At 70.0% G+C, this 24,946-nt stretch carries 21 protein-coding genes; 10 read left to right on the top strand and 11 right to left on the bottom strand.

Annotated elements, in window-relative coordinates; genetic code table 11:
* Positions 1 to 26: 26 nt before the first annotated feature.
* From M1L60_RS13900 to M1L60_RS13890, 3 genes are all read left to right on the top strand, one after another.
* Positions 27 to 887, top strand: a complete 861-nt coding sequence (locus M1L60_RS13900; RefSeq protein ID WP_253237807.1) for an SMP-30/gluconolactonase/LRE family protein — start codon at positions 27 to 29, stop codon at positions 885 to 887.
* Positions 888 to 916: 29 nt separating this feature from the next.
* Complete coding sequence (locus M1L60_RS13895; RefSeq protein WP_253237806.1) at positions 917 to 1,582, top strand: metal-dependent transcriptional regulator; 666 nt, start codon at positions 917 to 919, stop codon at positions 1,580 to 1,582.
* Positions 1,583 to 1,760: 178 nt separating this feature from the next.
* Entirely contained in the window at positions 1,761 to 2,126 is a 366-nt protein-coding gene (locus tag M1L60_RS13890) for a BlaI/MecI/CopY family transcriptional regulator (protein WP_253237805.1), read from the top strand.
* Positions 2,127 to 2,269: 143 nt separating this feature from the next.
* Here M1L60_RS13890 and M1L60_RS13885 read toward each other — a convergent pair whose 3' ends face one another.
* Positions 2,270 to 3,418 carry a M50 family metallopeptidase gene (locus M1L60_RS13885; RefSeq protein WP_253237804.1) on the bottom strand — a complete coding sequence of 383 codons (1,149 nt, stop codon included), beginning with the start codon at positions 3,416 to 3,418 and terminating at the stop codon, positions 2,270 to 2,272.
* Positions 3,419 to 3,526: 108 nt separating this feature from the next.
* Here M1L60_RS13885 and M1L60_RS13880 point away from each other — a divergent pair, with 108 nt between their 5' ends.
* The 4 genes from M1L60_RS13880 (at position 3,527) to M1L60_RS13865 (ending at position 11,409) form a co-directional block, all read left to right on the top strand.
* Positions 3,527 to 6,763 carry a GH92 family glycosyl hydrolase gene (locus M1L60_RS13880; protein ID WP_253237803.1) on the top strand — a complete coding sequence of 1,079 codons (3,237 nt, stop codon included), beginning with the start codon at positions 3,527 to 3,529 and terminating at the stop codon, positions 6,761 to 6,763.
* 424 nt (positions 6,764 to 7,187) lie between these two features.
* Positions 7,188 to 7,709 (top strand): hypothetical protein, encoded by a 522-nt coding sequence (locus M1L60_RS13875; RefSeq protein WP_253237802.1) that lies wholly within the window; start codon positions 7,188 to 7,190, stop codon positions 7,707 to 7,709.
* A gap of 70 nt (positions 7,710 to 7,779) precedes the next feature.
* Positions 7,780 to 8,616, top strand: a complete 837-nt coding sequence (locus tag M1L60_RS13870) for a class I SAM-dependent methyltransferase (RefSeq protein ID WP_253237801.1) — start codon at positions 7,780 to 7,782, stop codon at positions 8,614 to 8,616.
* Between the two features lie 51 nt (positions 8,617 to 8,667).
* Positions 8,668 to 11,409, top strand: a complete 2,742-nt coding sequence (locus tag M1L60_RS13865; protein WP_253237800.1) for an alpha-amylase family glycosyl hydrolase — start codon at positions 8,668 to 8,670, stop codon at positions 11,407 to 11,409.
* Between the two features lie 4 nt (positions 11,410 to 11,413).
* On the opposite strand, the gene M1L60_RS13860 is transcribed toward M1L60_RS13865, so the two are convergent.
* Complete coding sequence (locus M1L60_RS13860; RefSeq protein WP_253237799.1) at positions 11,414 to 11,992, bottom strand: helix-turn-helix domain-containing protein; 579 nt, start codon at positions 11,990 to 11,992, stop codon at positions 11,414 to 11,416.
* 65 nt (positions 11,993 to 12,057) lie between these two features.
* Between M1L60_RS13860 and M1L60_RS13855 the strand changes: the two genes are divergently transcribed.
* Positions 12,058 to 12,657: a class I SAM-dependent methyltransferase gene (locus M1L60_RS13855; protein ID WP_253237798.1), complete on the top strand. Its 600-nt coding sequence runs from the start codon at positions 12,058 to 12,060 to the stop codon at positions 12,655 to 12,657.
* A complete protein-coding gene (locus M1L60_RS13850; RefSeq protein WP_253237797.1) occupies positions 12,654 to 13,127 on the top strand; it encodes a DinB family protein in 474 nt (157 codons plus the stop codon). The genes M1L60_RS13855 and M1L60_RS13850 overlap by 4 nt, the downstream gene beginning before the upstream one ends.
* 57 nt (positions 13,128 to 13,184) lie before the next feature.
* Here M1L60_RS13850 and M1L60_RS13845 read toward each other — a convergent pair whose 3' ends face one another.
* The gene (locus M1L60_RS13845; protein ID WP_253237796.1) at positions 13,185 to 13,775 is read right to left on the bottom strand and encodes a hypothetical protein; all 591 of its coding nucleotides are present in this window, start codon (positions 13,773 to 13,775) and stop codon (positions 13,185 to 13,187) included.
* On the opposite strand from M1L60_RS13845, the gene M1L60_RS13840 reads away from it, so the two are divergent.
* Entirely contained in the window at positions 13,774 to 14,121 is a 348-nt protein-coding gene (locus M1L60_RS13840) for a hypothetical protein (protein ID WP_253237795.1), read from the top strand. The two genes, M1L60_RS13845 and M1L60_RS13840, sit on opposite strands and share 2 nt — an antisense overlap.
* Here the strand turns inward: M1L60_RS13840 and M1L60_RS13835 are convergent.
* From M1L60_RS13835 to M1L60_RS13800, 8 genes are all read right to left on the bottom strand, one after another.
* Entirely contained in the window at positions 14,090 to 15,109 is a 1,020-nt protein-coding gene (locus tag M1L60_RS13835) for a MerR family transcriptional regulator (RefSeq protein ID WP_253237794.1), read from the bottom strand. The genes M1L60_RS13840 and M1L60_RS13835 overlap by 32 nt on opposite strands.
* Positions 15,103 to 15,723, bottom strand: a complete 621-nt coding sequence (locus tag M1L60_RS13830) for a HEAT repeat domain-containing protein (RefSeq protein ID WP_253237793.1) — start codon at positions 15,721 to 15,723, stop codon at positions 15,103 to 15,105. Before M1L60_RS13830 ends, M1L60_RS13835 begins: the two co-directional genes overlap by 7 nt.
* A 171-nt stretch (positions 15,724 to 15,894) precedes the next feature.
* The gene (locus tag M1L60_RS13825) at positions 15,895 to 16,671 is read right to left on the bottom strand and encodes an amino acid ABC transporter ATP-binding protein (protein WP_253237792.1); all 777 of its coding nucleotides are present in this window, start codon (positions 16,669 to 16,671) and stop codon (positions 15,895 to 15,897) included.
* 5 nt (positions 16,672 to 16,676) lie between these two features.
* On the bottom strand, positions 16,677 to 17,471 hold the full coding sequence (locus M1L60_RS13820; protein ID WP_253237791.1) for an amino acid ABC transporter permease: 795 nt from the start codon (positions 17,469 to 17,471) through the stop codon (positions 16,677 to 16,679).
* The gene (locus M1L60_RS13815) at positions 17,468 to 18,274 is read right to left on the bottom strand and encodes a transporter substrate-binding domain-containing protein (protein WP_253237790.1); all 807 of its coding nucleotides are present in this window, start codon (positions 18,272 to 18,274) and stop codon (positions 17,468 to 17,470) included. The genes M1L60_RS13820 and M1L60_RS13815 overlap by 4 nt, the downstream gene beginning before the upstream one ends.
* Before the next feature lie 195 nt (positions 18,275 to 18,469).
* On the bottom strand, positions 18,470 to 19,057 hold the full coding sequence (locus M1L60_RS13810; protein ID WP_253237789.1) for a toll/interleukin-1 receptor domain-containing protein: 588 nt from the start codon (positions 19,055 to 19,057) through the stop codon (positions 18,470 to 18,472).
* Between the two features lie 57 nt (positions 19,058 to 19,114).
* A complete protein-coding gene (locus M1L60_RS13805; protein ID WP_253237788.1) occupies positions 19,115 to 19,396 on the bottom strand; it encodes an SCO0607 family lipoprotein in 282 nt (93 codons plus the stop codon).
* Between the two features lie 210 nt (positions 19,397 to 19,606).
* Positions 19,607 to 24,883, bottom strand: a complete 5,277-nt coding sequence (locus M1L60_RS13800) for a GH92 family glycosyl hydrolase (protein ID WP_253237787.1) — start codon at positions 24,881 to 24,883, stop codon at positions 19,607 to 19,609.
* Between the last annotated feature and the right edge of the window lie 63 nt (positions 24,884 to 24,946).

Raw genomic sequence — 24,946 nt, 5'->3', positions numbered from 1 at the left:
GCCGGGCGCGGGCGGATCATCGGGCGATGACGGACGAGGTCACCACCGTGGTCGACGGCTTCACCTTCACCGAGGCGCCCCGCTGGCACGAGGGACGCCTCTGGTTCTCCGATTTCTACTCCTCACGGGTCATGTCGGCCCGCGCCGACGGCACCGACCTGCGCCTCGAGGCGACGGTGGAGCAGCAGCCGTCCGGGCTGGGCTGGTTGCCGGACGGCCGCCTGCTGATCGTCTCGATGCGCGACCGGCGGATCCTGCGCCGCGAGCCCGACGGCACGCTGGTCACCCACGCCGATCTGAGCGGCCACGCCACCGGCCACCTGAACGACATGGCGGTCGACGCCGAGGGCCGGGCCTACGTCGGCAACTTCGGCTTCGACCTGATGGCCGGCGACCCGATCGAACCGGCCGCCCTGCACCGGGCCGACCCCGACGGCACGGTGACCGAGCTGGCCACGGGCCTGTGGTTCCCCAACGCCATCGCCCTCACCCCCGGCGGCACGGTGCTGGTCAACGAGACCTTCGGCAACCGGATCACCGCCTTCGACCTCGCCGCCGACGGCACGCTCGTCAACCGCCGGGTGTGGGCCGAGTTCGGGCCGCTGCCGACCGACCTGAGCGTTTCCGGCGCGATCGCCCAGCTCGCGGTGGCCCCCGACGGCTCGTGTCTCGACGCCGAGGGTGGGCTGTGGGTGGCCGACGCGGTCGGCGGGCGCCTGATCCGGGTGGTCGAGGGGGGCGAGATCACCGACGAGGTGCGGCCGGGCACCAACGTGTACGCCTGCGCGCTGAGCGGCAACACCCTTTATGCCTGCGCGGCGCCCGACTTTTATGAGCACGCCCGGCGGGCCGCCCGGGAGGGGAGCATCATCGCCGTACCGGTCTGAGTCTCTCCTACAAGGTGTAGGATCGGTCGATGGCGGAGCTGATCGACCCCATCGGGATGTCGCTGCGCATCATTCTGGAATGCGAGGAAGACCGTGTCCCGCCGATCGGGGCCCGACTGTCCGAACGCCTGAGCCGCTCCGCCCCCACGGTCAGCCGCATGGTCGAACGCATGACCCGTGACGGGCTGGTCAGCACCGATCCGCGGCGCCATTTGATCCTGAGCCCGCGGGGGCGCCGCCAGGCCACCACGGTGCTGCGCAAACACCGGCTGGCCGAGGTGCTGCTGGTGCGGGTGCTCGGGGTGCCGTACGAGCACGCGCACGCCGAGGCCGATCAGTTCCAGCACGTGATGAGCGAGCGGGCCGAGGCTGTGCTGTACGAACGGCTCGGCCGGCCCGGCGTCTCGCCCTACGGCAACCCGATCCCCGGGCTGTCGGGGATCGGCGGGCCGCGGTCGGCCGGGCGGCGGCCGCGGGGTGAACACCGGCTGGCCGATGCGGCGCCGGTGAGCCGGGCCGTGGTGACCCGCATCTGCGAGTCGGCCCAGGAGGACGCGGGTCTGTTGCACGCGCTGCGGGCCGGGCGCGACGTCGAGGTGCAGCGCGCCCCGGACGGTGTGCTGCTCACGGCCGCGGGCGGCGAGGTCCATTTGCCGTACGCCCTGGCCCGAGCCGTCCACGTCGTCCGCGCGTAACAACCTTGCGCCGCGCCCGGGCCCTTTCATCGCGCCCGAATCGCCCTCCCCACGCGCGGATCGCCGTCCTCGCGCGGATCGCCGTCCTCGCGACCGGGGGGGCGTCGCGCAGGCCACATCCGCGGATCTCGGGGGCGGCGCGGGCCGGGGCTATCCTGACGCGGGAGGTCAAGCGAAGGTGACGACGAAGGACGGACGGAGAGCGCCGGGCAGCCTGGAGGCCGAGATCGTGAGCGTGCTCCGATCGGCTGCCACGCCGATGACGGCGACCGAGGTCCAAAAAGCGCTCGGCGACGATCTGGCCTACAACACGGTTCAGACGATCCTCACCCGCCTGCACGAGAAGGACTCCGTGCAACGACGTCGCGCCGGCCGCGGCCACGAGTACTGGCCGACCGAGGACGCGGCCACCGCCGCCGCATCCCGCATGCGGGCCGCCCTGGCCGGCCTTCCCGACCGTCAGGCCGCCCTCCGCAAGTTCGCGGCGTCTCTCGACGAGCCGGACGTCGCTGTCCTGCGAGAGCTGCTGGCCGGCGAGTCGTAACCAGGCCGCCGCGCCGGTTACACCCCGGAACACGGCCAGAGCTGGATCCGCCACCCGCGCCCATCCCGTTACGGGACGCCGCCACGCCCCATCCCCTCGCAGGACGGCGGTCGGTGAAGGGCGGGCCGCGTAGCGGCTTTGCCTCAGGAGAGGCGGATCGGGTTGACGATGTCGGCGGTGATGGTCAGGGCCATCACTGTGCCGCCGAGGGCGATCAGCACCATCGTGACCGGGAGCAGGCGGGTGAAGTCGACCGGGCCGCCGGCGGGGCGGCCGCGTAGGCGGCGCAGGGTGTCGCGTACGCGTTCGAACCAGACGACGGCGATGTGGGCGCCGTCCAGGGGCAGCAGCGGCAGCAGGTTGAACACGGCCATGAACAGGTTGAGGCTGACCAGCAGCAGCAGGAACGTGCCCCACAGGCCGCGCTCCACGGCCTCGCCGCCGAGGCGACTGGCGCCGACCATGCTGATCGGGATGTCGGGGTCGCGTTCGCCGCCGATCGCCTTGACCACCGCGGGCACGCGCTCGGGGAACGCGGCCAGCTGGGTCACCGTGGCGGAGATCAGGTCGCCGGTGAACGCCGCTGTGGCGCCGGTCGCGGCCAGGGGGTCGTACTGGAAATAGGCCGGTGGTGGCACGGGCGTCGCGCCCATCATGCCGATCGCGCCGCCGGCCCGGGGCACGCGCGTGACGTCGACGGTCAGCGTCAGCGGGGACCCGTCGCGCCGGACGGTGAGCTCGGTCGGGCCGTCGGCGGCCTGCACGGCCACGAGGACGTCGCGCCACAGCGGGGTGGACACGCCGGCCACGGTCTCGATGCGATCGCCGGGGCGCAGGCCGGCCTCGGCGGCGGGGCAGACGGCGCCGACGCACGTGGTGGTCGCGACCACCGGCTCGGTCACCGGCTTGAGGTTGGGCAGGCCCAGGCTGACCGCCATCGCGTACAGGACGGCCACCGCGAGCACGACATGCATGACCGGGCCGGCCAGCATCACCGTGGTCCGTTTCCAGGCCGGGTAGCGCCACATGGCCCGGCGTTCCTCGTCCGGGCTCAGCTCGTCCAGGCTGGTCAGCCCCGCGATGTCGCAGAAGCCGCCGATCGGCAGGGCCTTCAGGCCGTACTCGGTCTCGCCGTGGCGGAACGAGAACACCGTCGGGCCGCGGCCGACGAAGAAGCGGCGCACCTTCATGCCGAACGCCCGCGCGGCCAGCATGTGGCCCGCTTCGTGCCAGGCCAGCGACAGGCAGATGCCGAGCAGGAACAGCAGGAATCCGGCGGTGTACGTGAGCACGCGGGCATCGTACCGAACGGTCCATTGACGATTTTCGATCGTAAAGTTTACGATCCCGAAACGTTGACATCGTTGTCACCCGTCCGGCCCCGAACGGCAGGTCCCGCCATGCGCAGACGCACACTCCCCTGGCTCGCCACCCTCCTGCTGACCGCCGGCCTGGGCGTCGCGGTCGCCACCCCCGCGGCCGCCGCCCCCGGCGACTTCGTGACCGGCTTCGAAGCCGGCGACCCTCAGCCCACCTGGTCGAACAGCGTCGAGAGCAGCGCCGGCATCGGCGGCTACTGCTGCGCGCTGACCGGCATGGAGAGCGCGCCGCGCAACGAAACCACGCACGCCGGCGCCTCGGCGCTGATGTATTCAGGCAACGACACGAGCACCACTTCGTCGTACTCGTACAACCGGATATTCGACGTGGACCTGCCGGTGACGGCGGCGACCACGCTTTCGTACTGGGTCTATCCGCAGTCGGGCGGTCATTTGGACGTCGCGGTCGATCTGGTCTTCACCGACGGCAGCCGGTTGCGCGATTCGGGCGCGGTCGATCAGAACGGCGTCCGGGTGCATCCGTCGTTCCAGGGCAACGGGTCGGTGCTCGGCTTCGACAAGTGGAACTTCGTCACCTCGTCGATCGGGCAGTGGGTCGCCGGGAAAACGGTCGACCGCATCCTGATCGGGTACGACCAACCAGCCAACACGGGTACGTTCCGCGGCTATTTCGACGACCTCGCGATCACCACCGAGGCGCCGGCCGCCCGCCTGTCCGACCTCGTCGACACCCGCCGCGGCTCGAACTCCGACGTGAGCTATTCGCGCGGCAACACGTTCCCGGGCTCGACGGTGCCCAACGGCTTCAATTTCTGGACGCCGATCACCAACGGCAACAGCGACGGCTGGCTCTACCAGTACAACTCGAGCACCGTCCAGGGCTTCGGCGTCAGCCACGAGCCCAGCCCGTGGATCGGTGACTACGGCCAGCTCCAGGTGATGCCGATGACCGGCTCGATCAAAACGACGCCGGACGCGCGCAAATCGACGTTCAGCCACAGCAACGAGGTGGCCAAGGCGCACTACTACAAGACGCAGCTCGACACGTACGGCATCACGGCCGAGATGACGCCGACCGACCACGCCGGCGTGATGCGGTTCAAGTATCCGGCCGCCAATGAATCGGTCATCGTGTTCGACACCATCGACAAGGTCGGCGGGTCGATCAGCGTCAACGCCGGCGCCCGCACGATCACCGGCTATCTCGACCACAAGGGTCCGCGCCTCTATTTCTCGGCGACCGTCGACAAGGCCATCGCCGCCACCGGAAACGTGAGCGGGCAGGGGGTCACGAGCTGGATCCGCTTCGCCACGACCGCGAACGAGCAAGTGACGCTGAAAATGGCGACCTCGTACATCAGCGTCGCTCAGGCCACGGCCAACCTGTCGCAGGAGGTCGGGGCGAAGAGCTTCGACACCGTACGCGAGGAGGCCGCGGCCCGGTGGGACACGACGCTGGGCAAGGTCCGCCTCGACGGCGCCTCGACCGATCGGCAGGTCACGTTCTACTCGAACATGTATCGCGCGTTCATGTACCCGAACAACATGTCCGAGATGGTCGACGGGGTGCGGAAGTACTTCAGCCCGTACGACAACGCCGTGCACGACGGGCAGATGTACGTCAACAACGGCTTCTGGGACACCGCACGGGCAGTGTGGCCGCTGTATACGTTGCTCACGCCCACGCGTACTGGCGAAATGCTCGACGGTTTTGTCAATGCCTACAAGAACGGGGGCTGGACGCCGCGCTGGTCCGGCCCCGGCTACATCGACATCATGGTCGGCACGAACCAGGATCTGGCCTTCGCCGACGCGTACGTGAAGGGTGTCCGCAACTTCGACTACCGGGCCGCGTACGCGTCGATGGTGAAGAACGCGGCCGTGTACTCGTCGTCGGGTTCGCGGGGGCGCAAGGGCCTCGAGGTGTCGACGTTCAAGCGGTACGTGCCGACCGACGTCCGGGGCGAGGCCGCCTCGTGGACGCTCGAGGACGCCAACAACAACTTCGGCATCGCGCAATTGGGCCGGGCGCTGGGCTTCACCGAGGACGCGGCGTACTTCGAGAACCGGGCTCTCGACTACGCGAACCTGTATTCGGCGTCGACCGGGTTCTACCGCGGCAAGCAGTCCAACGGCTCCTGGCGTACGGCTGATTCGGCCTTCAAACCCAACGAGTGGGGCTACGAATTCACCGAGGGCGCGCCCTGGCACTACGCGACCCCGGCGCCGCAGGACCCGCAGGGCATGGCCAATCTGTTCGGCGGCCGCGCGCAGATGTCGGCGAAAATCGACTCGGTCTTCGCCGCCTCCCGCGACTACCTGCCCGGCTCGTACGGCGGTGTCATTCACGAAATGCGCGAGGCGTACGACACGAACATGGGCCAGTACGCCCACCCGAACGAGCCCATTCACCACATGCTCTACATGTACAACTACGCGGGCACGCCTGCGAAGACGCAGAACCGGGTCCGTGACGTGCTGACCAAGTTGTACGGCTCGGGTGCGGGCAACGGCGGTGGTTATCTCGGCGACGAGGACAACGGGCAGATGTCGGCCTGGTACGTGTTCAGCGCGCTCGGCTTCTATCCCGCGCGAATGGGCAGCACCGATTACACGATCGGCGCACCACTGCACCCGTCGGCCACCGTCTCGCTCGAGAACGGCCGGACGTTCACCGTCTCCGCGCCCGGTGTGAGCGACACGAACCGGTACATCCAGAGCGCCACGCTCAACGGCACCCCGTACACGAAGAACTACCTGACCCACGCCGACCTGCAAGCGGGCGGAACGCTCAGCTTCGTGATGGGCCCCAACCCGTCGTCGTGGGGCACCGGCGCCAACGACGTGCCCCCCTCGCTCACCACGGGCACCACGGCCCCGCGCCCGCTGGCCGACAAGGCCACCGGCGGCACGGTGACCGCCAGCGGCGAGAACGCTCCCAACGAGACCGCCGCCAAGGTCGTGGACGACACGTCGCTGACGAAGTGGCTCACGTTCGCCGGCACGGGCACGCTCGAATACCGCCTGCCCGCCGCCGCCGCGGTCAAGCAGTACACGCTCACCTCGGCCGAGGACGCCCCCGAACGGGATCCCCGGAGCTGGACACTGCAGGGCTCCAACGACGGCACCACGTGGACGACGGTGGACACGCGCTCGAACCTCGACTTCGCCGACCGCCGCCAGACACGAGCCTTCGTCATCCCCAACACGACGGCCTACTCGCGCTACCGCCTGCAGATCACGGCCAACCACGGCGCCACCGCCACCCAGCTGGCCGAATGGGAGCTGCTTGGTTGAGCGTTCAGCGAAGGCGCTTCTCGGCGCCGGTGACCAGAGCGCGCATGGCCCACTTCTCGCGCTTCGGCACCAGGGCGATGTACTGAAGCAACACCGTGAACACGGCGTAGAGGTCCCGCTTGGTAACCCGTCGAGCGGGACCTCCTCGCCCACGATGAGACGGACGATGTGCTCGGCCACCATCGGATCGAACCGGTGGCGGTAGTCCTTTGGGCAATGAAGCTCGGCCGCCTGCACGAACGCGGCGATCTCCCGCAGATCCGGGTCGGGCGGCAGACCGGAGCTCCGCAACGGACCACCCCCGAGGCAGTTCCTGGCCGGCGATCCGCTCCAGGGCCGCACGATCGTCCGTCAGCCCCGCCACGGGTCAACCGCGTTTGTGTCGCGCCTTTACGATGCGGGGGCGGACGAACGGGGGCGCACCATGGCAAGGCGCCGGTGGCTGGCGGTGGCTGTAGCTGGGCTGGTCGCACTCGGGTGTGCGCGTCCGGGCGCGGGTGACGGTGACGCGGCGCCACTGCCGCCGTCGCCGTCGGCCTCGGTGCCGACCGCGTCCACGGCTGGGGGCGATGCGGGCGATCAAGGGCCGGCGGGCGACGGGGCGCCCCACAATGCCGAGAACAACGGGTGGAAGCAGCGCCACGAGCTCAGCCCCGACGAGCAGGCGACCGGGGATGCCCTCGCGGCGCGGATCCGGCCGAACCTGGCAGCGCTACGGAAAGCCGGCGACTTCGATCCCGCGTCCGCCCGGAAGGCTCTTCTCGACCTGGGCCTGCGCCCCGACGACGTGGGCGTCAGTGAGATGCGCCAACCGCCCGGCGTAGTCTTCGAGGTTCGCTTTCCGGAGGCCGGTTGCGTGATCGGGGACGTCCGGCCCGAGCGGCTGCTGGTCGAGGTCACCGGGGCCGCCGCCGAGTTCGGCTGCCTGGAGCCGGTCACGCACTGAGACCGACCCCTCGCGTTACCGTTCTCGGATCACCGCCCGACGGGCGCTGCTGCACAGCGGGGAGGCCGGCATGACCAGCACGGGGACATCGGGGTACGGAGGCGAGGCGCGCTGGAACGGGCCGTCCGGCCAGGCCTGGGTGCAACTGCAGTCACTGATGGACGGCATGTACCAGCCCATCGAGGATCTGCTCGTGGACTCGGTCGACCCGGCCCGCCGCCGTGTGCTGGACGTCGGCTGCGGCACGGGGCGCACCACGGTCGCGGTGGCCGAGCGCCTCGCCCCGGACGCCCGCGTCCAGGGAGTCGACATCTCAGCCTCGATGATCGGCGCCGCCGAAACCCGAGCCCCTGACCTCGACTTTCTCTGCGCCGATGTGCAGGAGCACGAGTGGGAGCCGCAATCGTTCGACGCCGTCATCTCGCGGTTCGGGGTCATGTTCTTCGACGATCCCGTGCGCGCCTTCGCCAACCTGCGCCGAGCCGCGACCCCCGACGCCGCCCTCACCTTCGTGGCTTGGCGGGACATCGAGCAGAACCCGTTCATGACCACCGCCGAGCGGGCCGCCGCGCCCCTGCTGCCCGACCTGCCGCCCCGGCGCCCCGACGGCCCCGGCCAGTTCGGGTTCGCCGACGCCGGCAAGGTCCGCGGCATCCTCGACGACGCCGGTTGGCTCGACATCACCATCGACCCCGTCGACATCGAGTGCGCCTTTCCCGAGCCCGAACTGGTCCGCTACTTCACCCGCCTGGGCCCCGTGGGCCTGGCCCTGGCCGAGGCGGACGCGCAAACCACCGCAAAGGTCGTCGATACGGTGCGCCCCGCCTTCGACCGCTTCGTCAACGGCACGGACGTACGTTTTATCGCGGCATGTTGGCTGGTCAACGCTCGGCGTGGCGGCGCCTGAATCCACTACATTCGATGACGGACCCGTCACGGCCCCGGTTCGGGAGGTTCGATGCGCATCCGTCGAAGGCTTGCTGTTCTGTTGTCCGCGGTGCTGGCCGGTGGGGTGATCAGCGCCCCGGCCGCCGCCTCCGGTGGCAGCAGCCTGCCCGGCCGGCATTCGCTGCGCGCGCCCGTCACCGACGAGAACTTCTACTTCGTCATGGCCGACCGGTTCGACAACGGCAGCACGGCCAACGACCAGGGCGGCCTCGGCGCCGACCCGCTGGTCTCGGGCTTCGACCCGACGAGGAAGGGTTTCTACAACGGCGGCGACCTGGCCGGCCTGCTGCGCCGCATCGACTACATCAAGGGCCTGGGCACCACGTCGATCTGGCTGACGCCCAGCTTCAAGAACAAGGCCGTGCAACTCGAGGACGGCCCGTCGGCCGGCTACCACGGCTACTGGATCACCGACTTCACCCAGATCGACCCGCATCTGGGCACCAATGCCGAGCTGAAGGCGCTGATCGACGCCGCCCATCAGAAGGGCATGAAGGTCTACTTCGACATCATCACCAACCACACGGCCGACGTCATCGGCTACGAATCGGGCGCCCGGCAGCCGTACGTGTCGAAAGATGTCGCTCCTTACAAGACGGCCCAGGGGCGCCCGTTCGACGACCGGGACCACGCCGGTAAAGCGACGTTCCCGCGGCTCGATCCGGCCACCTCGTTCCCGTACACACCCGTTCTTGACCCGGCCGAACGAAACGTCAAGGTTCCGGCCTGGCTCAACGACACCACGCTTTACCACAACCGGGGTGACACGACTTTTGTCGGCGAGAACTCGCTCTACGGCGACTTCTTCGGCCTCGACGACCTGTTCACCGAGCACCCGCGCGTCGTCAACGGCATGATCGACGTCTACGAGAAATGGATCGCCGACTTCGGCATCGACGGTTTCCGGATCGACACCATGAAGCACGTCAACGACGAGTTCTGGCAGAAGTTCGGGCCCGAGGTGTTGTCGTTCGCGCGCAAGCACGGCAAGCCCGAGTTCTTCATGTTCGGCGAGGTCTTCGACACTTCGAAGAGCTTCACCTCGCAGTTCACCACGAAAGACCGCATGCAGGCGGTGCTCGACTTCCCGTTCCAGGACGCGGCCCGCAACTACGCCTCGCGCGGGCAATCGGCGGCAGCACTGGAACAGTTCTTCGCCGGCGACGACTGGTACACCGACGCCGATTCCAATGTCTATCAACTGCCCACGTTCCTCGGTAATCACGACATGGGCCGCATCGGCAGCTTCGTGCAGGCCGACAACCCGGGCGCCGGGGATGCCACCTGGCTGGCCCGCGACCGGCTCGCCCACGAGCTCATGTATTTCTCGCGTGGCAACCCGGTCATCTACTACGGCGACGAGCAGGGCTTCACCGGCCCCGGCGGCGACCAGGACGCCCGCCAGACGCTGTTCGCCAGCCGCGTGCCGGAATACCTCGACGACGATCTGATCGGCACCGCCGCCACACACGCTCAGGACAACTTCGTGACCACCCATCCCCTGTACGCGGGGATCGCCGGGCTGGCCGCGCTGACCAAGCGGCATCCGACGCTGCGGGACGGCGCGCACCAGCACCGGTACGCCGCCACCGGCACCGGCGTCTACGCGTTCTCCCGCGCCGACCAGCGCGAATACGTGGTCGCCCTGAACAACAGCACGTCCCCGCAGACCGCCGCCGTCCCGACCTATCTGGCCCAGGGCAAGTTCGAGCGGGTGTACGGGTCCGGTCCGGCCACGGCCACCTCGGCGGCTGACCGGCGGCTCACCCTGACCGTGCCCGCGCTGTCCACGGTCGTCTACGCGTCGACCGGCCGCATCCCCGCCTCGAAGGCCGCGCCCGCGGTGACCCTGGCCGCCCCGGCGCCGTCGGCCGAGTCGCGGGCGCGCATGCAGGTCTCGGCCTCGCTCGGCGGCTCGTCGTTCGCCGAGGTCACCTTCTATGCCCGTACGGGCCGTGGCGCCTGGACCCCGATCGGCACCGACGACAACGCGCCCTACCGGGTCTTCCACGACGTGTCCGGCCTGCGCGCGGGCACCACGGTGGAATACAAGGCCGTGGTGCTCGACAACGCCGGCCACAGCCGCACCAGCTCGTCGCGCGCCGCCAAAGTGCCGCCCCCGGCCCTGACCATCGAGGCGCCGGCCGAGGGGGCCAACGTGCGCGGCGAGGTCGAGGTGCGCGCGGTCGCCGACCCGGACCGCGCGAGCCACGTGGTGCGGTTCGAGCGGAGCGTCGCCGGCGGCGCCTGGACCACGATCGGGCGGGATTCGTCGTCGCCCGCGTACACGGTCTTCGACGACCTGTCGCCGCTGAATCTGGCCGCGGGCACGCAGATCCGCTACCGGGCCGTGTTGAGCGATCCGACGGTGGTGAGCGCCGTCCGCACGGTCCGCTACGCCGGCCCGCCGCAGACCGTGGCCACCGTGCACTATTTCCGTCCGGCCGGTGACTACGCCGACTGGGGTCTGCATCTGTGGGGCGAGGCCGTCGACCCGACCGTCCTGGCCGAGATCGCCTGGGACAAGCCCTGGCCGGCCTCGAGCGTCGACGCGGGCTGGGCCACGTACGAAATCCCGCTCGTCGACGACACCGAACCGGTCAACTTCATCATGCATCGGCCCAACGGCGACGCCGTGCCGACCACGCGGGAACCCGGCGGCGACCGCGCGTTCACCCCGATCGACAACCCGCAGATCTGGCTGAAGCAGGGCGATCCCGCCGTCTACACGACAGCGCCGCCGACGAGCTGACCGCTCAGGGGGCGAGCGCGGAGAGATGTGCGCGCTCGCCCTGCACGCCGAACAGGGTCAGCAGTTCGGCCGGCTGGGCGTCGGCACTGCCGATCCAATGCGGCGTACGGGTGTCGAACTCGGCCGCCTCGCCCGGGCCGAGCTCGTACTCCTGCTCGCCCAGCCGGAACCGGACGTGCCCATTGAGCACGTAGAACCACTCGTACCCGTCGTGGCTCTGCATCTCGGTCGTGGCCGCCCGCCCGGCCGGCGGATAGACCACCTTGTAGGCCTGCACCCCGCCCGCGCGCCGGGTCAGCGGCACGATCGTCAGCCCGAACCGCCGCATCGGCCGCAGATGGATCCGCGGGTCGCCGGTCGGCGGCGCCGCCACCAGGTCGTCGAGCGGCACCCCGTGCGCCCGGGCCAGCGGCAGCAGCTGCTCCAGGGTCGGCCGCAGCTTCCCGTTCTCGAGCCGCGACAACGTGCTCGCGGTCAGCCCCGTCTCGGCGGCCAGGTCGGCCAGCGTGGTGCCGCGGGCCCGCCGCAGCGCGTGCAGGCGCGAACCGACCCCCGCCAGCACGTCCTCCTCAACTTTCCCCATCCTCCCATCGTGCGGATCCGCAACTTTTCTTGCAACCTCGGAAGCGGAGCGGCGACGCTGGCCCCATGACAGCCGAAGAATTCTGGGAGAAGCAGTACCGCGCCCACCAAGCCTGGGGTGGCCGCGCCAACCCGCTGCTGGTCGAGGTGGCCTCCCCGCTGACCCCCGGGACCGCGCTCGACCTGGGCTGCGGCGCCGGTGGCGACGCGGTCTGGCTCGCCCGCCGCGGCTGGCAGGTCACCGCGGTCGACATCTCTCCCACCGCCGTCGATAAAGTACGAGGCCACGGCCTCCCGATCACGGCCGAGCAGCACGACCTGGCGCAGACCTTCCCGTCCGGCACGTTCGACCTGATCTCGGCCCAGTACTTCCAGACCCCGCTCCCCCTCGACCGCGCCCAGGTGCTGCGCACCGCGGCCCACGCCTTGCACCCCGGCGGCCGGCTGCTGGTGGTCGATCACGGCTCGATCGCCCCCTGGTCGTGGAACCAGGACCCCGACACGCACTTCCCCACCCCCACCGAGGTCGCCGCCGAACTGGCCCTGGACCCAGCCCAGTTCGCAGTAGCCCGAGCCGACCGGCCGCAGCGCGAAGCCACCGGCCCCGGCGGCCGGACGGCCCAGGTCACCGACAACGTGCTGATCATTCGGAGGGCCGCCGCATGAGGGACACCGGCCCGCCCTGGACCGACCCCGACGAGAAGGCGACCCTGCTCGGCTTCCTCAACTACTTGCGCGAGGCGATCGCGGCCAAGGCCGAAGGAGTGCCCGAACCCCAGGTCCGCACCCCCGGCGTCCCCTCCGGCACCAACGTGCTGGGCCTGATCAAACACCTGACCCACGTGGAGGGCTTCTACTTCCTGGACCGCCCGATCACCAACCTGCGCCGAACCCTGAAACCCACCAAAACCGAGACCCTCGACCAACTACTGGCCGACTACCGAGAAACCATCCAGGAGTCGAACAAGGTCATCGACACCTACACCGACCTCTCCCGACCAGCCCCCCACCCCGGCGGCCGGGGCGTAGCCCCCACCATGCGCTGGACCCTGACCCACATGATCGAAGAGACAGCCCGCCACGCCGGCCACGCCGACATCCTCCGCGAGCAGATCGACGGCGCCACCGGCCGCTGACCGCCGCAACAAGGTAGATGCCATCTACGTAGATGACATCTACCTAAACCGGGCGGCTCAGCGGGATTCGCGCCACAGATGCACGACGACGCCGGGCAGATAGAGGGCGGCGCCGCCGAGGCCCACGAAGAGGCCGCCGGCCGCGAGGCGCTGGAGGATCGACCAGTCCGAGGCGTGCGCGGCGGTGATCGGGGCCAGGGTGAGCAGCGCGAGTCCGCCGCCGCCGGCGAGGGTCGTGCCGGCGACGGCCACGATGAGGTTCTGGCGGGCCGTCAGGTCGAGGTAGGCCTCCTCCAGTGCGAGTACGGCGGACAGTCCGCCGACGGCGGCGGCCGCGGTGAGCACGATCAGGGCCGTCCACGGGCGGGCGTTCACGGCCAGCAGCAGTGCTCCGACCAGGGCGGCGCCAGTGACTGCGAAACCGGCCAGCGCGATCGGCACCGGGAAGTCCTCGGCCAGGTCGACCAGCAGGCCGAGGCCACCCAGCAGGGCGCCCGCGGCGGCGAACCCGGCCCAGACCAGCGCGTACCAGAGAACGGCGCGGACGGAGAGGACCGCCGTGGCCGCTGCGCCGAGGACGAAGGCGGCGCCCAACAACCAGAGGAACGACCAGTCACCGGGTGCGCTCTGCTCACCCCGGAGGAACATGAGGCCGAGGGCGGCGCGGGGAATCACGCTGGGGCTTCACCGCCAACCCCCACCTCGGGCGCGGTCGTGGCCACCAACGCCGACCACACCGCCTGCGACAACACCACCGCCGTCCACGCCACCACCGACAACGACGCCGCCGAGTGGCCCCGTAAAAGCGTTCCCCAGCGCGGTCGGCTTCGGCGCGGCGGCCACCGGCGGCCGCGGCGACGGCCTGCCCGACGCCTGGGAAACGAAATACGGCCTGAACCCGTCCACCAACGACGCCAACGGCGACTTCGACCAGACCGGCTACCCGAACATCGAGAAATACATCAACGGTCTGCTCGACGCTCAGTACCCGTAGCCAGCGAAACAAAAGCGGAAGCCACCAGGGCGACCGACCGATCATCGTCGTGGGCCAGCCGTCGCAGCACGTCCTGCGCGGCCGGCCCCGGCATCTCCACCAGGGCCTGAGTCAGCCGGATCCGCACCGCGGTGTCCGCCGTGGGCGCGGCCAGCGCGTCGACATAATCGGCCAGGATCCGCCGCCCCACGGAAGCATCAGCGGCCAAGGCGCCCAGCACCTCCCCTGCGTCCACGTCGTTGGCTCCGGAAACCACCATGTCGACGAGCACCGGCACGGCCGAGCTCACACCGCGCCGGCCCAAGGCCAGGGCAGCATTTCGGCGTACGACCGCATCCTCGTCCCCCAGGGCGCCGGCCAGCACGGCCGACGACGAGCCGGAAAGCCCGGCGATCGCCAGCACCGCCCGCCGCCGGATGTTCACATCATCCGAACGCAGTCCGACAGTCAGACTGTCGAGTCCGTCATCGCCCGCCCGCGCGAGCGCCCACCGCAGCGCCCCCGCCACATTGGTGTCGGCCTCGGCCAGCACCGCCCCCGCCAGCAACTCGACCGGCACCGGCACATCGTCGGCCGGGGCCAGCACCGCCTGCTGCCGCCGCGCGGCGTCAAGCGAGTCGAGCCCGTGCATCAGCTCGACGATCCGCAGCACGTCCGGCCAGTCCGCCGGAGCCGTGGCCTCCACCGCCCGCAGCCGTTGCAGCAGTTCCTGCTCCCGCTCCAGCCGCTCCTCGGTCCACCGGATGAGGTCGCTCACCAACGCGGCCGGCGTAAAGCCCGGATCCTCCAGAGCGGAACCGATCTGCTTCAGCGACAGCCCGAGCGACCGCAGGCTCTCCACGTGGAAGATCCGGCGGATGTCCTCGGCCGAGTACTCGCGATAGTTGCCGACGGTACGACCGGTCGGGCGCACCAGCCCGAGCCGGTCGTAGTGCCGCAGCATCCGGGTGCTGACCCCCGACCGCCGGGCGACGTCGCCGATCAGCACTTGTCCGGCCCCAGCGCCACCACCCGGGTGGCCTCGGCCACGGCGAAGTCGAACCCCGCCTCCGGGTCGCGCAGCAGGGTCTCGGTGGCCCGGGCATGGGCCGCCACCGCCGGGTCGGCACTGCCCGTCGCGTCCCGCAGCGCTGGTTCGACCACATCCCCGAGAGCGACCAGCGCGCGGCTCAGGCTCAGCTGAACGGTCCGGTCACCGCGACCCAGTTGCGTAGCCAGTTCCACCGCCAGCCCCTCCTTGTCACCGTCCGGGGCCAGCACCACCGCCGTACGCCAGGCCGCCCGCGCGACCTCGTCGTCAGCTTCCCGCAGCAGCGACCGCGTGATCGCCGGCCACGCCCTCTCGTCCCCGATCTTCGACAGCGTATGCAACGCCTGGCTGCGCGCCTGCGCGATCGGCGATCGCAGTTCGGCCACGAGCCGGGGCACCGTGAGCGCGGCCGGCAGCCGGGTCAGCGCCCAGGTGAGCATGTCCCGCACGAAGAAGTCGGGCTCGACCGCACACCGCTCGACCAGCGCCTCGAGCATCCCGGGATCGGCCCGCGAGCCGGCCGCCAGCGCCGCTTGAAGTCGTGTCGAGGATTCGGTCGCGTCGAGTGCCATGACCCCAGTGAAGACCTTGTCACTGTGTCAAGGTCAAGCCATGTGGCGATCGTGGAGCTGATCAGGGCAGTAGGCCGCGCTCGACGAGACGGTGACCTTGGCCGAGGGGCAGACCGAGTGCAGTACTGCGACCGGCGCCGGGCCGCCATTGCGGCGACCCGGTGCGGCTGCTCAGTCCGTGAGGTGGGCGCCGATCTCGGACTCGCTGACCTGGGTCGGCTCGAGGACGCGGTGCAGGAAGGCGCGCGTGCGCTCCTCGCGGGGCTGGCCGAACAGCTCGGCCGGCGGGCCCTGTTCGACGATCAAGCCGTCGTCCATGAAGACGACGCGGGAGGCGACCTCGCGGGCGAAGGCCATCTCGTGCGTGACCACGAGCATGGTCATGCCGTCGGCGACCAGGCCGCGCATGACCGCCAGCACCTCGCCCACCAGTTCCGGGTCGAGCGCGCTGGTCGGCTCGTCGAACAGCATGAGCTGCGGTTCCATGGCCAGCGAGCGGGCGATGGCGACCCGCTGCTGCTGACCGCCGGAGAGCTGGGCCGGATAGGCCGCGGCCTTGTCGGCCAGGCCGACCCGGTCGAGGTTCTCGGTCGCGATCCGGTCAGCCTCGGCCCGGCTGCGCTTGAGCACCCGGCGCTGGGCGATGGTGACGTTCTCGCGGACGGTCAGGTGCCCGAACAGGTTGAACTGCTGAAACACCATGCCCACACCCTTGCGTACGGCGTCGATGTCACAGTCCGGGTCGGTGACCTCGACCCCGGCCAGCCGGATGGTGCCGCTGGTCGGTTCCTCGAGCAGGTTCACGCAGCGCAGCAGCGTCGACTTGCCCGAACCGGACGGGCCGATGACGCAGACGACCTCGCCCGGCTCCACGGTCAGGTCGATGCCGCGCAGCACCTCCAGGCGGCCGAACGACTTGTGCAGCGCCTCGATCTCGATCGCCGGCATGCCGGTCACCTCTCCCTCGCGGCCCGGCGCTCCAGCCCGCGCACCAGTTGTGACAGGGGCAGGGTGATCACCAGGTAGAGCAGTCCGGCCACCACGAGCGGGGTCGGGTTGACCTTGGTGTTGAGCGTGTCCCCGGCGAACTTGGTGAGCTCGATCGTCGTCGAGGTCACCCCCAGCACGTACACCAGGGAGGTGTCCTTGGTGAGCAGGATGATCTCGTTGGTCAGGGGCGGGATGACGATGCGGAACGCCTGCGGCAGGACGATCGAGATCATGGCCCGGGGGTGGGACATGCCGAGCGTACGGGCCGCTTCTAATTGGCCCTTGGGGACGGCCTGGATGCCGGCGCGGATCGTCTCGGCCATGTACGCGGCCGCGGTCAGCCCGAGGCCGACGGTGACCGAGCCGTACACGCCGCCCGGGATCTCGCGGTCGGGGAAGGCGAGGGGGACGCCGTAGCCGACCATGAACAGCACGAGCAGCGAGGGCAGACCCCGGAACAATTCGATGTACGCCGTGGCGAACCACCGGTAGGGCAGGATCGACGACAGCCGCATCAACGCGAGCACCAGCCCGAGCGTCAGCCCGAAAACGAACGCCAGCAGCGTGTACAGGATGGTGTTGCGCAGCGCGACGGTGATCGCCTCGGGGAACATGCTGCCCGCGACGTCCGACCGGAAGAACGCGTCGGACAGCCGGCCCCAGTCCGCGGCGGCGATGAACCCGACGATCGCCAGCGCGAAGACGACGTAGCCGGCGACGCGGATGATCCGGCGCCGCCGGCGAGGTGTCAGTGTCATGCCGCCGGCTTCTCGCCGATCCATTCCGCGTAGATCTTGTCGTACGTTCCGTCGCTCTTCGCCGCGGCGATGGCCGCGTTGACCTCTTTCAGCAGCGCCGCGTTGCCCTTCTTGACGGCGAACCCGTACTGCTCGCCGGTGTCGAAGCCGGCCGCGACGGCGACCTTGCCCGGGTTCGCCTTGATGTACTCGTTCCACACGGGCAGGTCGTTGACGGCGGCGACGACCTGGTTGGTGGCCAGCGCCTGCTGCAGGGCGGCCAGATCCTTGTACGAGACGACCTCGATCTTCAGGTTCTTCTCTTTCACCTGGGTCTTGATGTAGTCCTCGCCGGTGGTGCCGCCCTGCACGCCGAGCCGCCGGCCGACGAGCTCCTCGAGCGTCTTGACCTCTTTGCCGGTCGGCGTGGCCAAGGCCTGGGTGGCGTCGAAGTACGGGTCGGAGAAGTCGAGGACCTTCTTGCGCTCGTCGGTGATGGTCATCCCGGCCGCGGCCACATCGCACTTGCCGGAGTTGAGGTCGGCGCCCGACTTGATGCCCTCGAACGGCGTGTCCACGATGGCCTGGGTGACCTGGAGCTTGGTGGCGACGAGGTCGATGAGCGCGACGTCGAAGCCGACGACCTTGCCGCTGTCGTCCTTGGACTGGAAGGGCGCGTAGGGCAGGTGGGTGCAGGTGGTCAGGGTGCCCGCTTTGATCAGCGCGACGCCGCTCTCGGTGGTGCCACCGGTGTCCTCCTTGGCGCAACCCGCGACAGCGGCGATGACGACGGTGGTCGCGACGGCCAGCTTCATGAGTCTCATGCATCTCTCCCCGATAGGTGATCCACAGATTAATCCACAGTCCCCTATAGGCAGAAACATGGGATCCATCCTCGTGCGCCGATGCCCGCCGATCGGGTCCCGGAGTGATTGACCGGCGGAGACATCCGAGGTGATGGGCATCCGGGCCGGACCTGGACGGCCGTTCACGGCTTCGCCGAGCGGCGTAGTTGTTCCTCAGGGCTGTTGCCGAATCGCGGCGAGCAACTCCGCCGTGGCGACCGTGTCGGGGTGATCCGGACCGAGTACCCGCCGTCGCCGCTCCAGTGCGTCTTCGGCCAGGGCACGCGCCCGATCGTTCTCGCCCGACATCGACAGTCCCTCGGCCAGATTCGCCTCCGTGGTCAGGGTGTCCGGGTGGTCATCGCCGAGGATCCGCCGGTGGTGGTCCAGCGTCTGCTCGCCGACCGTTCGTCCCTGTTCGCGCTCGCCCAGCATGAAGAGCACGTTCAGCAGGTTGTTGGCCGAAGTCAAGCAGTCCGGATGGTCCTCACCGAGAACACGGCGCCGGCGGGCCAGGACGTCCTCGCAGATCTCCCGGGCCGCCGCGAAGTCCCCCAGCCCGAACAACGCGTTGCACAGCATCAGGATCCGCTCGGCCCCGGCCACGGCGTCGCTCATCCGCAGGACGAAGTTGTCGCCCGCGGCCCAGTCCCAGGCCGCGATCTCGACCACAAAGCCGGTCCGGACCAGTTCCTGCGCCGCCCACTCGGCCCACGGCCGGTCGGCGCCGGCGTAGCTGATGAAGACGTCGGGTCGCCCCATGCTTGTCACCTTGGCCCGCGGGGCTGCGCCGCGCTATCCCCGAACGGGGGACATGGCTCAGGCCATTTCGACGCCGCGCTCGTCGAGTTTGTGGTTGCGCCAGTAGACGTCCCACTCGTCGTCGACGTGCTTCGGTTCCTTGCCCTCGGGGAAGCGCACGAACCCGGTCGGCGGCTCCTCGCCGTCGGCCACGCAGGCCCGCCCGGTGGTGCTGTCGACCGCCGCGACCGGGTACTCCTCCGACCGGCAGATCGCGTCCCGGATCGTGCATCCGGCGCTGAGCAGACCGGCCAGGACAGCGACGGCGAGCGGCAGGGACAGACGGCTGCGCTTCTTCATACCGGAATTCTCGCCGACATCAGCCACTCCCGCCGATGAGCACCGGCCATCCCGGCCACGAGCAGGCAGAGGTCGGTGCGGCGGATGAAATGAGCACCGGCCGCCCCGGCTGTGAGAAGGCCGGGACGGCCGGTGTGGGGGGTGAGTAACGCGTTGGCGCCCGTTGCGCTGAGGGCCCCCGCCGGCTGGCGGGCCGACGGGGGCGTTTTCTCAGTTGTGCTCGGTGACGGTGAACGGCAGCTCGACCTTTGTGGCCGAGTCAGCGCCGGTCAGGGTGATGGCGACCGTTCCCGCGGCGGCCGCGCCGGGCACGCTGACGACGGCGTCGGTGATGATGCCGTCGGCGTTGGCCTGCAGGGCGGGCACCTCCTGGCCGGCCAGGACGCCGCTGACCGTCTCGTTCGGGGCGAAGCCCGTGCCGTCGACCGTGATGGCCGTGCCGCGGGGACCCGAAGTGACCGAGAGGCTCACCTGGGGGTGGAACGCCGGCGGAGCGGGGCGCTCCACCGACGGGACGGTGGTCGTCACGGCCGTCGACGCGGTGGCCGGCCCGACCGTCACGGTCGACGTCGCCGTACGGCTGGAAACCGCATCCCATGCCGTGACGTGCACCTTGTAGGTGCCCGGCTGCGCGTACGTGTGCTTCCCGCTGATCACCCCGGCCGCGTCGACCGTCGCGTCCTGCGGAACCGTGCCGTCGCCCCACTGCACGCGGGCGTTCACCCCGGCCGCCGAGGATCCGAGCGCGACCGTGGCCTCCTGTCCCGCCGTGGCCGTCCGGTCGGCACCGGCCGTCAGTTCCAGCGGCGGCCGGGGCGTGCCGTCGTCGGCCACCGCGAACACGTGGATCCGCCCGGCCGAGGCGGGGTCGCCGCTCTGGGCCGGCAGGGTCACCGCGGTCAGCGTCTTGCCCGCCGGAATTTCGTACGGCGCGGTGGCGAACAGGAACGGCTGCGCGCTGTCCCGGTTGGTGCCGAGCAGGCGGTACGGCGTCCGGGCGACCACCACGTTCCCGTACGACGGGGTGCCGTTGGGGTTGCCTCCGAGCGTCCAGTCGCTCAGCTGGATCGGGATCGTGGCCGTGCTGCCGTCGCTGAACCGGGCCGTGCCGTTCGTGCTCTGGTTGCCCTGCGTGCCGGCCCCGATGAACGAGATGGTCCGAACATCCGAGGGCAGATCGAGCTTGATCGTCTGTCCGCTGCCGGTCGCGTTGTCGGGCTGTCCGGCCGGGACCACCGGCAGCGTGAACTTCAGCGCCGTGCCCGGCACGTCCACCGGCTGACCAGGCGTGACACCGGCCGTGGCCAGCGCCTGTCGCGAGTACGCCCACGACTTGGCATCGCAGTCGGCCGCGCGCACCCCGTCGTCGCCGATGCACGTGTTGTCGAACGAGGCGAGCAGGCCGCCGGCCGGCGCGTAGGCCACGTCGATCCCGACCGTGGCCGAGTCCTGGCTGGTCCCGTCGGTGACGGTCACCGCCGCCTGGTAGTGGCCGGGCTGGGCGTACGTGTGCGAGCCGCTCACGTTGTAGACCGCCCGCGACCCCAGCGCCGTCGTGCCCGTGGTGACCGGCGTGCCGTCGCCCCAGTCGATGGTCGCCTGGTACGAGGCAGCCGCGCCCCCGGTGACAGTCGCCAACGGCGCCGCAAGAGCAACGCCGGAAAGCGCCGGAAGATCAGCACCGGTCACCGTGACCGCGCCTCCCCCGAGCTGGACGTCCCCGCCGGCCAGCAGCTCGACCTCGGCCAGATTGGCCTGCGTCGAACCGGCAGTCTTGCTGACGACCACGCGGAACCGGGTGAACCGGCCGGGCCGGTCGATCTTGAACGGCCGGGTCTGGTTACGCCAGGTGAACACCTCGCCCCGGCGGGAGTCGAGCGTGCTCCAGGTGATCCCGTCGCGGGAACCCTGCAGCTTCCAGTCGGCCGGGTCGCCCGCGGCCGCCCCCGAGGTGAGCGTGTACCAGGTCGGCGCCTGCTTGCCGCCCCGGTTGGCCCAGGTGATGGCCGGGGTGCCGTCGGCGAACGTCACCTGCGTGGACGACGAGTCGTCGAACAACTTGTCGGCCGACGCGGTGCCCAGTCCCGGCCCGGTGATGTCCTGCAACGGCTTCGGCGCGGAGGAGCCCGTCGTCAAGGAGGACGGCGGGGTGCCCCACGACGACGGCGACGGGCCCATCTTGAACTCGAGCGTGCCGCCGCGAACCAGCGCGGACGAATCCACCGACAGCGAGGAGTGCGCGCGGCCGTTCACTTTCAGGCCCTGCACGTACACGTTCTTGGTGCTGTTGTCAGGTGCCTTGACCACGATGTCGCCGTTCTTGCGGTGCACCGTCATCTGGGTGAACTGCGGCGAGCCGACGGCCCACTGGTCCGAGCCGACCTGCAGCGGGTACAGCCCGAGCGAGCTCAGGATGTTCCAGGCCGACATCTCGCCGTTGTCCTCGTCGCCCAGGTAGCCCTGCCCGATCTCGCTGCCCACGTAGAGCCGCTGCAGGATCTCGCGCACGATGGCCTGCGTCTTGGACGGCGCACCCACGTAGTTGTACATGTACGGGATGTGGTGCGAGGGCTGGTTGCTCATGCCGAGCTGACCCAGCCGCACGGCCCGGGCCTCCAGCATCTCGTGGATGACGCCGCCGTAGCCGCCGGGCCGGTCCGCCTTCTCGGGCGTGGCGAAGAACTCGTCGAGCTTCTTCTTCAGCGCGGCCCGGCCGCCGTACAGGTTGGCCAGGCCCTGACCGTCCTGCTGGGCGGTGAAGGCGAAGTTCCACCCGTTGGTCTCGGTGTAGACGCCACCCCAGTCGAGCGGGTCACCGTCGAGGAACGTCCCGGCCGCGTTCCGGCCCTGGAAGAACTTGGTCTTCGGGTCGAACAGGTTGACGTAGTTGCGGGCCCGCTGCAGGAAGTACTGCGACTCGTCCTTGAGCTGCTCCCGCTCGGCCTTCGGCGTCGACGGGTCGCGGGCCAGCTCGGCCGCCATGTTGCCGATGCCGTAGTCGTTGATGAACCCCTCGAGCGCCCACGACACCGACTCGCCGGTGCTGGTCGGCGTGTAGCCGAGGAACAGCGACGTCTCGAGGCCCTTGCGACCGACGGCGCTGCGCCCGGAGGCGACCGTTGCGTCCTTCACCGACGCGTCGTACGCACCCTGGGCGTCGGGCAACTTCACACCGTTGAGGTACGCCGAGGCGAGCGCGACATTCGCGCTCGTGCCCGTCATCAGGTCGGCGTAACCCGGCGACGACCAGCGGGCGATCCAGCCCCCGTCGCGGTACTGCTGCACGAACCCGTCGGCGATCTTGGCCGCGATGTCCGGGTAGAGCAGCGAGTAGGCCGGCCACACCGTGCGATACGTGTCCCAGAAGCCGTTGTTCACATAGATCTGACCGTCGACGATCTTGGCGCCCGTCGCCGTCGGGGTGGAGGCCCCGGTCGCGGCGGACACCGGGCTCGCGTACTGCCAGCGGGGCTTCGCCGCCGTGCCGGTGTTCTCCGACTGCGAGTTCGGGTAGAGGTTGAGGCGGTACAGGTTCGAGTACAGCGTGACCAGCTGCGTCTCGCTCGCGCCGCGCACCTCGACCCGGCCCAGCCGGTCCTTCCAGGCGGCGGTGGCCGCGGCCCGGATCTGGTCGAAGCTCTTCCCGGTCACCTCGAGGTCGAGGTTGCGCCGGGCCTGGTCGACCGAGAGGAACGAGGTGGCGAACCGCAACGTGAGCTGGGGGTTCGCCGCAGTGTCGAAGGTCGCCGCGGTGGACGAGGTTCCGGTCGGCGCCCGGTCGAACGTGCCCGCGTAGAACATGCGGCTACGCCCGGCCGACAACCCACTGCCGTTGTCGACCCAGCCGGTGACACTTCCGTCCGTACCGAACCTGAAGTTGCCGTTGCTGAAGGCCACAGCGCCGGTGGGCCGGCCGGGGAAGCCGAACTGCAGGATGCCGCCGTGGTCGGTCGGTGACATCTGGGCGGTCAGGCCGTTCTGCAGCTTGACGCTGTAGAGGTCGGGCCGCGCGATCTCGTCGTCGTGACTGAAGGCGAGCGGACCGGGCGTGCCGCCGGACGGCACCGGCATGACCGACATCCGGTTGCGGTCACCCATCCAGGGGCTGGGCTGGTGCGAGATCGCCAGGCCCTGCAGCAACGGCAGGTTGGCCGGGTTGTTGTCGCGCTGGTAGACGTACTCCCAGGAATCCGACCCGGCGTTGGTGACCGGGGTCAGGAAGTTGAAGCCGTTGGGCACCGCGGTGATCGGCAGGTTGTTGCCGCGCGAGAACCCGCCCGACGAGTTGGTGCCGCGCCGGGTGTCGACGAAGTTGGTCAGCCGCGAGCCGTCGATCGGCGTGGCCGCGCCCACGATGGTCAGGTCGTCGAGCCAGCCCTGGAAGCGGGTGGCCGCCGTGGCCCCGGGGTTGTCGTAGGCGAGCAGGATGCGGTCGATCGTCTTGCCGTTGGCGACCGCGCCCAGCTCGGTCCGCACCGCGTTCCACTCGTCGGCCAGCAGCACCTTCGAAGCGCCCTGCCCGGCACCGGTCAGCGGGTAGCCGTGCTGGTCGAGCGGCGAGCGCCGGCTCAGATAGGTGCCGTCGGTGAAGTGCAGGTCGACCGCCGCGTAGGTCGACGGGTACTGCAAGTTCTCACCGGTCAGTTCGGGGAAGATCTTGTAGCTCAGCCGCGTCTTGGGGCCGACCGGGATCTTGACGTCGAAAAGCTTGTTGGTTCCGTACGCCCGTCCGTTGCCCTCGGCGCCGCCCGCGTACCGCAACGAGGCCGTTCCGGTGAAGCCGGCGCCCGGCAGCATGTTGGCCCCGCGGGTGGGGCCGGCCCCGACCACGCTGACCATCGGGGTGGCCGGCGGCCGCGTGTCCGTGCCGTCGCTGATGTCCCAGTCGGCCAGCTGGACGATCGTGTCGCCCGAGTTGGCCGTGACGTTCAGCCGGTAGAACGCGTACGCGGTGGTGTTGGTGAAGGTGTAGGTGTTGGTGGCGAACCGGCCGGCGAAGCTCTGGCCGGTGCGGGTGTCGAGGTCGGTCCACTGCGAACCGTCGGCCGAGCCCTGGACGGTGAAGTCCCGGGGGTCGCGCCCGGGGGCGTCGTTGGCCGAGGTGAGCGAGTACTTCACGACGGTCGAGGGCTGGGCCAGCTGGTAGGTGACGGAGCCCGTACGGGCGAAGGCCAGCCATTTGGTCGAGCTGTCGCCGTCGGTGAGCTTGACCGCGGTCTCGCCGGGCGCGTTCTCGGCGCTGGCGGTGACCGCGCTGACCCGCTCGAGCAGGCTGCCCGGGAGCGCGACGCGGAAGTTGCCGGTCAGGTTGCCCTGCACCGGCCGGCCGCGGTCGAGCTCCACAGTGCTCGTCGCGGGTTGCTGGTCGGTGGTCTCGAAGGACGAGGTGAAGTTGCCGGGTTTGACGGTGGCGTACGCCGGGGACACGGCGACGACCGGTCCCACCGGCACGAGCAAAGCCCCGGCAGCGGCCAGGATCCACTTCATGGGTATCTCCAGGGGGAGCGGGCGCGGTGGATGCGCCCGGAACAGAGATCGACAGCCTGATCC

This window comes from Paractinoplanes aksuensis (genome assembly GCF_024137025.1).
Taxonomy (GTDB): domain Bacteria; phylum Actinomycetota; class Actinomycetes; order Mycobacteriales; family Micromonosporaceae; genus Actinoplanes; species Actinoplanes aksuensis.
Note: the sequence above shows the minus strand (reverse complement) of the source record. Positions and strands in the feature narration are given on the sequence as shown.

Coding starts and splice junctions, on each gene's coding strand:
- M1L60_RS13855 (WP_253237798.1), top strand. CDS start 12,058: ATGACAGCCGAAGAATTCTGGGAGAAGCAGTACCGCGCCCACCAAGCC.
- M1L60_RS13880 (WP_253237803.1), top strand. CDS start 3,527: ATGCGCAGACGCACACTCCCCTGGCTCGCCACCCTCCTGCTGACCGCC.
- M1L60_RS13825 (WP_253237792.1), bottom strand. CDS start 16,671: ATGCCGGCGATCGAGATCGAGGCGCTGCACAAGTCGTTCGGCCGCCTG.
- M1L60_RS13840 (WP_253237795.1), top strand. CDS start 13,774: ATGAGGCCGAGGGCGGCGCGGGGAATCACGCTGGGGCTTCACCGCCAA.
- M1L60_RS13870 (WP_253237801.1), top strand. CDS start 7,780: ATGACCAGCACGGGGACATCGGGGTACGGAGGCGAGGCGCGCTGGAAC.
- M1L60_RS13800 (WP_253237787.1), bottom strand. CDS start 24,883: ATGAAGTGGATCCTGGCCGCTGCCGGGGCTTTGCTCGTGCCGGTGGGA.
- M1L60_RS13860 (WP_253237799.1), bottom strand. CDS start 11,992: ATGGGGAAAGTTGAGGAGGACGTGCTGGCGGGGGTCGGTTCGCGCCTG.
- M1L60_RS13805 (WP_253237788.1), bottom strand. CDS start 19,396: ATGAAGAAGCGCAGCCGTCTGTCCCTGCCGCTCGCCGTCGCTGTCCTG.
- M1L60_RS13865 (WP_253237800.1), top strand. CDS start 8,668: ATGCGCATCCGTCGAAGGCTTGCTGTTCTGTTGTCCGCGGTGCTGGCC.
- M1L60_RS13820 (WP_253237791.1), bottom strand. CDS start 17,471: ATGACACTGACACCTCGCCGGCGGCGCCGGATCATCCGCGTCGCCGGC.
- M1L60_RS13845 (WP_253237796.1), bottom strand. CDS start 13,775: ATGTTCCTCCGGGGTGAGCAGAGCGCACCCGGTGACTGGTCGTTCCTC.
- M1L60_RS13830 (WP_253237793.1), bottom strand. CDS start 15,723: ATGGCACTCGACGCGACCGAATCCTCGACACGACTTCAAGCGGCGCTG.
- M1L60_RS13875 (WP_253237802.1), top strand. CDS start 7,188: ATGGCAAGGCGCCGGTGGCTGGCGGTGGCTGTAGCTGGGCTGGTCGCA.
- M1L60_RS13815 (WP_253237790.1), bottom strand. CDS start 18,274: ATGAGACTCATGAAGCTGGCCGTCGCGACCACCGTCGTCATCGCCGCT.
- M1L60_RS13850 (WP_253237797.1), top strand. CDS start 12,654: ATGAGGGACACCGGCCCGCCCTGGACCGACCCCGACGAGAAGGCGACC.
- M1L60_RS13810 (WP_253237789.1), bottom strand. CDS start 19,057: ATGGGGCGACCCGACGTCTTCATCAGCTACGCCGGCGCCGACCGGCCG.
- M1L60_RS13900 (WP_253237807.1), top strand. CDS start 27: ATGACGGACGAGGTCACCACCGTGGTCGACGGCTTCACCTTCACCGAG.
- M1L60_RS13895 (WP_253237806.1), top strand. CDS start 917: ATGGCGGAGCTGATCGACCCCATCGGGATGTCGCTGCGCATCATTCTG.